The organism is Mesorhizobium sp. M7A.F.Ca.CA.002.09.1.1, assembly GCF_003998555.1.
GTDB lineage: Bacteria > Pseudomonadota > Alphaproteobacteria > Rhizobiales > Rhizobiaceae > Mesorhizobium > Mesorhizobium ciceri.
Genome location: NZ_RZRR01000204.1, coordinates 1 through 7,247 on the forward strand (window position 1 = coordinate 1; position 7,247 = coordinate 7,247).

Here is a 7,247-nt window from a genome sequence, read left to right on the forward strand (position 1 = left end):
GAATCGGACTGAAGGCCGAGTAATAGACCCGCCGCAGATGGTAGCTGCCATAGAGCCGGGCGCTCGTGTGCAATATGCCGTCGTCGGATGTCTTGTCGGCGCCGATGATCATCTGCGTCGACTGGCCGCCCGGCGCAAAGCGTTCGCGCTTTTTGGTCTTCAAAGTCGGCTCGGCCTTCTCCTCCATCTTCTGGCGCAGCCTGGCCATGGAAAGCCGGATTGTCTCCGGCTTCTTCTCGGGCGCCAGCCGCTTCACACCCTCGTCGGTCGGCAGTTCGACATTGATCGACAGCCGGTCGGCATAGAGACCGGCCTGCTCGACCAGTTCGGCCGAGCTTTCCGGGATGGTCTTCAAATGGATGTAGCCGGAGAATTTCTCCTCCAGGCGCAGCCGGCGCGCCACCTCGACCATCTCGCCCATGGTCTCGTCCGGCGAGCGAACGACACCCGAGGACAGGAACAGGCCTTCTATGTAGTTGCGCCGGTAGAAATCCATGGTCAGCTTCACCACCTCGTCGATGCCAAAGCGGGCGCGCCGCACATTGGACGACGATCGGTTGATGCAGTAGCTGCAATCATAGATGCAGAAATTGGTCAGCAGGATTTTCAGCAGCGAAATGCAGCGGCCGTCCGGCGCGTAGGAATGGCAGATGCCCATGCCCTCGGTGGAGCCGATGCCGCCTGATTCCAGCGAGTCCTTTTTCGCCGCACCCGACGAGGCGCAGGACGCATCGTATTTGGCGGCATCGGAGAGGACAGCCAGTTTTTCACGGACGGTGAGTGCGCTCATCTGTTCATGATATGTTCTTATCCGCCCTTATGCCACCTCATTTGATGGAAACGGCGAAAAAGTGATCGCCCGCCCGGCCCTCAGACTTCGTGCAGATAGAGGTGGTAATCCAGTTCGCTGACCGTGCGTGCCACGCGCAGGTATTCGGACTGTTTGATCGCCACGAAGGTCCGGTGCAGGTCCTCGCCGAGCGCGTTCTTCAGGAAGCTGGACGCCCGGGCCGATTCGATCGCGGCGCGCCAGTCGACAGGCATGGTTGTGCGCGTGACCGCTGCCTCATAGCCGTTGCCGGTCGTTTCGGGCCCCGGATCGAGCCCTTCATCCATGCCCTTGATGATGCCGGCGAGCACGGTTGCGGCGATCAGATAGGGGTTGGCGTCGACGCCCGACGGCCGGTGCTCGATGCGCCGGTTCTTGGCGTCGCCGGCCGGCACACGCAGCGCCACCGATCGGTTGTTGACGCCCCATGTCGGTGCCACCGGCGCATAGGATTGCGAGACGAAGCGCCGCCAGGAATTGGCGTGCGGCGCAAACACCAGCATCGATTCCGCCATGGTCTGGATGAGGCCGCCGAGCCCTTGCAGCAGCGGCAGCGACCAGCTCTCGCCGCCGGCTTCGGCAAAGACGTTTCGGCCGGCTCTGTCCTGCAGCGAAACATGGAAATGCATGCCCGAGCCGGCGTATTTCTCGATCGGCTTGGCCATGAAGCAGGCGGTGACGCCGTGGCGGCGCGCCTGCGCCCGCACCAGCCGCTTCAGCATGACCAGGTCGTCGGCCGCCCGCATCACATCCTTGCGGTAGTTCAGCGTCAATTCGTACTGGCCGGGCGCATATTCGGAAATGACCGTCTCGGCCGGAATGCCTTGCGCCTTGGCTGCGGCATAGATGTCGGAAAACAGCGGCTCCATGCCGTGCAGATGATCAACGGAATAGACTTCCGTCTTGCCCGAGACGCGGCCGTCGAGCACGGCGCGCGCCGGCTGCACCTTGCCGTCGGCGTCGCGCTCATTGGCCAGCAGGAAGAATTCAAGTTCGAAGGCTCCGGCCGGATAGAGGCCCTTGGCCGCCAGGATGTCGACTTGCCGAGCCAACGCCAGCCGCGGATCCGACGACATCGGCCGGCCGTCGAGCATGTACATCGCCATCAGCAGCTGGCCACGTGGCGGGCTCGTGCCGTAGAGCGGCACCAGCGTACCGGGGATCGGCCATGCCCTGAGATCGCCGTCGCCGGTCGTCCAGATCAACCCGGTCTCGTGCACATCCTCGCCGGTGATGTCGAGGCCCAGGATCGAGATCGGCATATGGCGGCCGCCCTCGAAGATGCTCTTCAGCTCATGCCGGCGCACGATCTTGCCGCGGCCGACGCCATTGGCGTCGGTCAGCACGATATCGAAGGCTTCGATCTCGGGATGGGCGTCGAGAAAGGCGTGCGCCTCGGCGGATGTCGAGCCCGAAGGTGAGGTCATTGTGGCATTGGGATGGTCCATCGCCGCTTGTCTCATGCCCCAAGCTTTGCCGCAACCGCGCCGAAGGCGGTGATCAGCCGGTTGACCTGGGTCGCAGTGGTCGCCGGCGAGATCAGCATCATGTTGTGGAAGGGTGCGATCAGCACGCCGCGATTGATCAGCGCGACATGGATGGCGGCCTCCAGTTCCGGCGCATGCGCCACTTCCGCCTCGGCGCCATTGCGCAGCGGACCGGGCGCGCAGATGAACTCGACGCGGGCGCCGACACGGGAAACATGCCAGGGCAGGCGATAGCGATCGATCACGCCGGTCAACCCGGCATCGAGCCGCCGCGCCAGGTGATCCATGCGGTCATAATTTTCCGGCGTCATCACCTCTTCAAGCGCGGCGCGCATCGCTGCGAACTGCAGCGGGTTGGCCGAGAGCGTCGTGCCCATGCCGGAATAGCCCGGCTCCTTGGTCCTGTTGTAGTCCGCGTAGCGCGAGGCGACGTCGTCGCTCATGCCCCAGACACTGGCCGGCACGCCGCCGGCGATCGGCTTGCCCAGGACGAAGAAGTCCGGGTCGAGACCATATTTCCTCGTGTAGCCGCCGGGGCCGGTCGAGATCGTGTGCGTCTCGTCGATCAGAAGCAGTGTGCCGGCTTGGCGTGTCAGTTTGCGCAGGGCGTCATGGTAGCCCGGATCGGCAAGCACCATGCAGGAGTTGGTCAGCACCGGTTCGGCGATGACGCAGGCGACGTCCTTATCCCCAAGCGCGGCTTCGAGTGCTGAGATGTCGTTGAACTCGAGGACCTTGGCCGTACGCGTCAGGTCGCGAAACTCGCCCGCCAATCCCGGCCGGTTGACGGGCTTGCCGTCGATCAGCCGCACCATCGTCTCGTCGACCGAGCCATGGTAGCAGCCGTTGAAGACAAGGATCTTCTCCCGGCCGGTGACGGCGCGGGCGACGCGCAATGCAAAACGGTTTGCGTCGGTTGCCGTCGTCGCGATCTGCCAGAATGGCAGGCCGAAGCGCTGCTGCAGCAGCGGCCCGATGGCCAGCGCATCTTCCGAAGGCAGCATATAGGTCAGGCCACGTCCGGCCTGGCGGCGGATGGCGCGCGCCACCGGCGGCGGCGAATGGCCGAACATCGAGCCGGTGTCGCCAAGGCAGAAATCGTCGAGCTTGTTTCCGTCGATGTCGGTGATCGTGGCGCCCTTGGCGCTGTCGACCAGGATCGGAAACGGCGTCGGCCAGTCGTTCATCCAGTGCATCGGCACGCCGCCGAAGAAGCCGGGCAGGCCGTTGCCGACCTTTACCTGAGATTGCGGCCGCGCCTTGCGGAAGGCTGCCCCCTCGGTCTCGCGCAGATCGGCAATGCGGTCGCGGCCGATGCCGCCGATGGACGTCTTGGACATATCGCTGTGCATGAAAACCCCTCTGGTCGATTCCTCTTAGCCAATCCGTGTCTGCATCCGCAATTGGCCGCGCATCTGTCCTGCGTTGGCTCAGCCTTTGGCGGCGGCGCTTGACCGTGCTGCCGAAGTCGGCGCCAATATGAGCGGGAATTGAGGGGGAGGGGTAATGAGGACGGTCATCTGTGTGGCGATGCACCTGTCGTCGGCGAGCGCGGCCTTCGCCTCGGGCGGCATCTGGTGCTCCACCGACGACCCGGCGGCGACATTCGAGGTCGAGGCCGGCGTCACCAGAGGCATGGGCGGGCCGACCTTCAACTTTCGCGGCAACCTCGAAATTCTGAGCCGGCCTGCCAGCGACAGCCTGCGCAAGACCGTGTTCGAGGATTCCAACCTGACGCAGTACTGGCTCGACGGCAAGGAATTGCGGCTGAACATCTATCGTGAGCACGAGGCCGCGCAAAAGATCAACTCGGTCGAACTGACGATCCTGACCAGGACCAGCGACGAAGGCGTCTACGACGGGAGCTATACGCTCTCCATCTACGACGCCGCAGCGGATACGGACCAGGACGGCAAACCGGTCGAAATCAGCGGCAAAGTGTCGTGCGGAGCGGAGTGAGCGGGGTCAGGCCGTGATGTCGATGACGCCGCAGTCGCCTGCCGCGCTGCCGAAGGCGACGCGGCGTTCTTCCTTGTCCCACATCATCGAGGTGATGGCGCCCTTGCCCGGCCGCCGCAACAGCACTTCCTTGGCGTCGGCAAAACGCACCGCCATCACCATGCCGTCATCATAGCCGACGGCGACGACATCCTGGCTCGGGTGACAGGCGACAGCCGTCACCATGGCATTGCCGCGCGTGCCGAGTTCCAGCGGTGCCTTGCCCATCGGCCCGTCCTTGCCGGAAAACGGCCAGACGATCGCCGCCGGCGCGCCGGAACTCGCAAGCCACTTGCCCTTTACGCTCCACGACAGGCTTTTGACCTTGCCGGGATAGCCGGTCATGCGCATGTGCTTGCCGTCGGCGAGCTTCCACCCGTGCAATGCGTTTTCTTGCATGGTGGTGACGAGGAAGGCGCCATCCGGCGAGAAGGTGATGCCGGTATGGGCGCCGGCCCATTCGAGTTCCACCGGCTTGCCCTCGGCGGCCGGGAAATGCAGCGTCGCGCCATTGTAGCGGGCGACGCCGAAGCGCATGCCCTTGGGCGAGAAGGCCAGCCCCTCCACCGAACGCGGATGGACGAATTCCCTGGTCTTGCCGTCGGCGAAGCGCACGAAGGCAGTCTTGCCTGAGGCATAGGCGATGGCGCCTTGCGGCCCGGCGGCAACGCTGGTGATCCACTTCCTGGCCGCGCTTGCCAATTCCGTGGCCTCGCCGCCCGTTTTCACGGCAAACACCTTGCCGTCCTCGCCGCCGGTGATCAGCCGGTCATTGGCCGCATCATGGAAGGCGGCGAGCAGCCCGTCATTGGCCTGAACCGTCTTGTGGCCATGGTCGAGCCGATGGATGGCGCCGTCGGCCATCGCGAAATGCGGCACGTCGCCGAGAAAGGCGGCGGCGATGCAATGGCCTTCGAGGTCTAGGGGGGCGACTGTGGGCATCAGGGAACCATTCCAATGAAGTTTGTTGCCATCCCCGGGAAGTCGCCAGCGCGGCCGGGTGTGGCGCCAACCTTCTCCCCTTGTGGGAGAAGGTGGATCGGCGCGCAGCGCCGAGACGGTTGAGGGGTGTTGGACGGATCGCCGTCGGTGCCCAGCTGGAGCACCCCTCATCCGACCGAGCTTCGCACGGCCACCTTCTCCCACAAGGGGAGAAGGACAGAAGGGGCAGCGCTAGCGTTATAAGGCTTGGAAATCAAGCCGCCTGGCAGGCGTCAAAACTCTTCTTCAGCCGCTCGGCGTCGAGTTCCCTGCCGATGAACACCAGCCGGCTCTCGTGCTTTTCGCCGTCTTTCCAGGCGCGCTGGTGGTCGCCTTCGATGATCATGTGCACGCCCTGGATGACATAGCGCTCGTCGTCGCCCTTGAGCGCGATGATGCCTTTCAGCCGCAGGATGTTGGGGCCTTCCATCTGGGTGATCTTCTCGATCCAGGGGAAGAATTTCTTCGGATCCATCTCGCCGCCGCGCAGCGACACCGATTGCACCGTCACGTCATGAATGTCCGAAGCATGCGCGTGATGGTGGTGGTCGTGCCCGTCATGATCATGGTGGTGGTGATCGTGGCCGTCGTGGTCATGATGATCGTGATCGTCATGCGCCTCGAGGAAGTGCGGATCGTTTTCCAGTGCCCGGGACAGATCGAAAGCGCCGCGGTCGAGTACTTCGGTCAGGTCAACGCCGGCGCGGGTGGTACGATGGATCTTTGCCGCCGGATTGATGGCGCGGATCGTTGCCTCGACCTTGGCGAGTTCTTCTGACGTGACGAGGTCGGTCTTGTTGAGCACGACGACGTCGGCGAAGGCGATCTGGTCCTCGGCTTCCTTGGAATCCTTGAGCCGCAACGGCAGGTGCTTGGCGTCGACCAGCGCCACCACCGCGTCAAGCCTGGTCTTGGAGCGCACATCGTCGTCCATGAAGAAGGTCTGCGCCACCGGCACCGGATCGGCGAGCCCGGTGGTCTCGACGACGATGGCGTCGAAGCGGCCGGGGCGGCGCATCAGGCCCTCGACGACACGGATCAGGTCGCCGCGCACCGTGCAGCAGATGCAGCCATTGTTCATCTCGTAGATTTCCTCGTCGGATTCCACGATCAGATCGTTGTCGATGCCGATTTCACCGAACTCGTTGACGATGACGGCGTAGCGCTTGCCGTGGTTTTCCGACAGGATGCGGTTGAGCAGCGTCGTCTTGCCGGCGCCGAGATAGCCGGTGAGAACGGTTACGGGGATTTGCGTCTGTGCGTCGCTCATGGCTTGCCTCGAAAGTGCTGGGCCGCAAAAGATCCGGCCCTCAAAAGGGATTGTCGGTTCCATATAGGATGTGTGCCGGGCTTTTGCACGGGGCAAACCGATGGGCCAAACCGGCTTGCTACAATACCGGATTTTGACTGGCGAAAGCCGCTGTGATTGCCTAGCTCGGGATGCGGAAGGTCAATTTGAGAGGCAAGATATGTCCGGCAAGCCATCCTCCTTCTCATTGAGCCGGCGCCAGGCGCTCGGGTTGATCGCGGTCACCGCCGGAGGTGGTGCCTTCCTGCCGGCCTCGGCAATGGCCGCTCAATCTTCGGCTGCCCAGGCTTCACCCTATGCCGGACTGGCCTTGTTCGAAAACGGCGCCGGTGTCTGCACCATTACGCCTGAAGTGACCGAGGGACCGTTCTATTTCGACCCGAAACTCGAACGTGCCGATGTCACCGAAGGCAAGAAAGGTATTGCCCTTGACGTCCGGCTGCAGGTTGTCGACGTGGACTGCCGCCCACTTGCCGGCGCCCGCGTCGATATCTGGCATTGCGACGCGCAGGGCGCCTATTCCGGCTATCCCGGACAGGGTGACGGCCGCGACGTCGACACGTCGGGCCAGACCTTCCTGCGTGGTTGGCAGAAAACCGATGCAAGCGGCATCGTCTCCTTCGCCACGATCTATCCCGGCTGG

General features: G+C 63.8%; 6 protein-coding genes and 1 pseudogene. 2 read left to right on the forward strand and 5 right to left on the reverse strand.

Translation table 11 applies throughout. From position 1 onward, the window contains the following. The 3 genes from EN994_RS11675 to EN994_RS11685 all read right to left on the reverse strand — a co-directional run. Positions 1-790: putative DNA modification/repair radical SAM protein (locus EN994_RS11675; protein ID WP_127307549.1), on the reverse strand; the 790-nt coding region annotated here is incomplete at its 3' end. 80 nt (positions 791-870) lie between these two features. After that, positions 871-2,277, reverse strand: coding sequence for a glutamine synthetase family protein (locus EN994_RS11680; RefSeq protein ID WP_082826626.1), 1,407 nt, complete (start codon positions 2,275-2,277; stop codon positions 871-873). An 11-nt stretch (positions 2,278-2,288) separates the two neighbouring features. After that, positions 2,289-3,668, reverse strand: coding sequence for an aspartate aminotransferase family protein (locus EN994_RS11685; RefSeq protein ID WP_127307550.1), 1,380 nt, complete (start codon positions 3,666-3,668; stop codon positions 2,289-2,291). Between the two features lie 154 nt (positions 3,669-3,822). Between EN994_RS11685 and EN994_RS11690 the strand changes: the two genes are divergently transcribed. Further along, positions 3,823-4,275: a hypothetical protein gene (locus EN994_RS11690; RefSeq protein ID WP_063169831.1), complete on the forward strand. Its 453-nt coding sequence runs from the start codon at positions 3,823-3,825 to the stop codon at positions 4,273-4,275. 6 nt (positions 4,276-4,281) lie between these two features. On the opposite strand, the gene EN994_RS11695 is transcribed toward EN994_RS11690, so the two are convergent. Beyond that, positions 4,282-5,256: a WD40 repeat domain-containing protein gene (locus EN994_RS11695; protein WP_013528226.1), complete on the reverse strand. Its 975-nt coding sequence runs from the start codon at positions 5,254-5,256 to the stop codon at positions 4,282-4,284. Positions 5,257-5,509: 253 nt separating this feature from the next. Further along, entirely contained in the window at positions 5,510-6,565 is a 1,056-nt protein-coding gene (locus EN994_RS11700) for a GTP-binding protein (RefSeq protein WP_063169832.1), read from the reverse strand. Positions 6,566-6,764: 199 nt separating this feature from the next. On the opposite strand from EN994_RS11700, the pseudogene EN994_RS11705 reads away from it, so the two are divergent. Beyond that, positions 6,765-7,247, forward strand: a pseudogene (locus EN994_RS11705) (protocatechuate dioxygenase); the annotation flags it as partial.